This window comes from Pseudomonas sp. SJZ078 (assembly GCF_007828255.1).
In the GTDB taxonomy this organism is placed as follows: Bacteria; Pseudomonadota; Gammaproteobacteria; order Pseudomonadales; family Pseudomonadaceae; genus Aquipseudomonas.
This window is the reverse complement of the sequence record NZ_VIUG01000078.1, coordinates 1-1,841: the sequence shown is the minus strand read 5'-3', so window position 1 is coordinate 1,841 and position 1,841 is coordinate 1. Positions and strand designations below refer to the sequence as shown.

Sequence of the window (1,841 nt, the reverse complement as noted above, 5' to 3'; positions counted from 1 at the left end):
CCGAGTTCGAAGAAGTGATCGTGACGACCGACGCGCTCGATCTTGAGCAGGTCTTGCCAGATCTGCGCCAGGGTGGTTTCAACTTCGCCTTGCGGGGCTTCGTAACCACGGCAGATGACCGAATCCAGATCCGGCGCCGGCAGGGCTTTGCGGTCGAGTTTGCCGTTGGGAGTCAGCGGCAGTGCGTCGAGGTGCACGTAGGCCACCGGGACCATGTAGGCCGGCAGTTGCGCTTGCAGGTAACTGCGCAGGGTTTCGATGTCCACCGCTTCGGATTGGGTGAAATAAGCCACCAGGCGTTTGTCGCCGGGTACGTCTTCGCGGGCCAGTACCACCGCTTCTTTTACCGATTCATGCCGGGCAAGCCGGGCTTCGATCTCGCCCAGCTCGATGCGGAAACCGCGAATCTTCACTTGATCGTCGTTGCGGCCCAGGTATTCGATATTGCCGTCCGGCAGGTAGCGGCCGAGGTCGCCGGTCTTGTACATCCGGGCGTTGGGCGTGGCGCTGAACGGATCCTTGAGGAAGCGCTCGGCGGTCAGGTCATCGCGGTTCAGGTAACCCCGCGCGACACCGGCACCACCGATGTAGATTTCCCCTGGCACGCCCAGCGGTACGGGCTGTTTATGCTCATCCAATAGGTAGAACTGGGTGTTCGCCACCGGTTTGCCGATGTGGGCGGCAAAGCCGTCCTCGCGGGCCATGGAGACCCAACTGGAGTAAGTCGTGGTTTCCGAAGGACCGTAGAGGTTGCAAAGACGCTTGACTGAGGTTTGCTCGAACAGCGCCTCCACCAGGCTGCGCTTCAAAGCTTCACCGGCCACGTTCACCGTGTCCACGCCCTCGCCCAGACCACCGGATTCCAGCAACGCCTTGAGCGCCGACGGCACGGTGTTGATCAGGCTGATGTCGTGCTCGCCCTGTTGCAGTTCCAGCACATTAGTGACCACCTCGATGCTGCCGCCGCTGGTCAACGGTGCAAAGCACTCATAGACCGCCAGGTCGAAGTTCAACGAGGTCGAGAACAGGGTTTTCGACAAGGTGTTCGAGTCAAACGAACGATGGGCCCAAGTGAGGAAGTTCACCGTGTTGCGATGCTCGATCATCACGCCCTTAGGCAGCCCGGTGGAACCTGACGTGTAGATCACGTAGGCCAGATGCGCCGAAGTCAGCTCGGCAACCTGTGGATTCGAGACGGATTCATCCTGCCAGAGCCCGCTGCCGAGATCGATCACTGGCATCGAAGCATCGGCCAACAAACCAATCGTCGCCGCCTGAGCCAGCACCACAGCCGGCGCACTGTCCTCCAGCATGTAGGCAATCCGATCCGCCGGGTACGCCGGATCCAGTGGCACGTAACCACCGCCCGCCTTGAGGATCGCCAGCAATCCGACCACCATGTCGAGCCCACGCTCGACACAGATCGCCACCCGAGAGTCCGGCCTCACACCCTGCCCGCGCAGGTAGTGCGCCAACTGGTTGGCCCGCTCGTTCAGTTCGCCATAGTTCAGACGCTGATCGCCATGCAGCACTGCCAGCGCATCCGGCGTACGCTGCACCTGTTCCTCGAACAACCCGTGAATGGTCTGATCCAGCGGATACTCAGCGTCGGTGGCGTTGAACGCCACCAGCAGTTGCTCACGTTCCGCTTCCGGCAGAATCGACAGATCGGCCAGCAACGACTCAGGTGCATACTCCAACGCTTGCGCCAGACTCGCCAGCGCCGCGTCCATATAAGCACAGATCCGCGGCGCGCCAATCCCGCTCACCGCCTGGACGGTGAGGCTGAAATCTTCGCCAAGATCGTCCACCGAGAGCATCAGCGGGTAGTTGGTCCGCTC

The 1,841-nt window shown here is 61.4% G+C and carries 1 protein-coding gene; it reads right to left on the bottom strand.

The window, feature by feature from the left end:
• The coding region (locus tag FBY02_RS27985) for an amino acid adenylation domain-containing protein (RefSeq protein ID WP_144931768.1) at window positions 1-1,841 on the bottom strand (1,841 nt) is incomplete at both ends.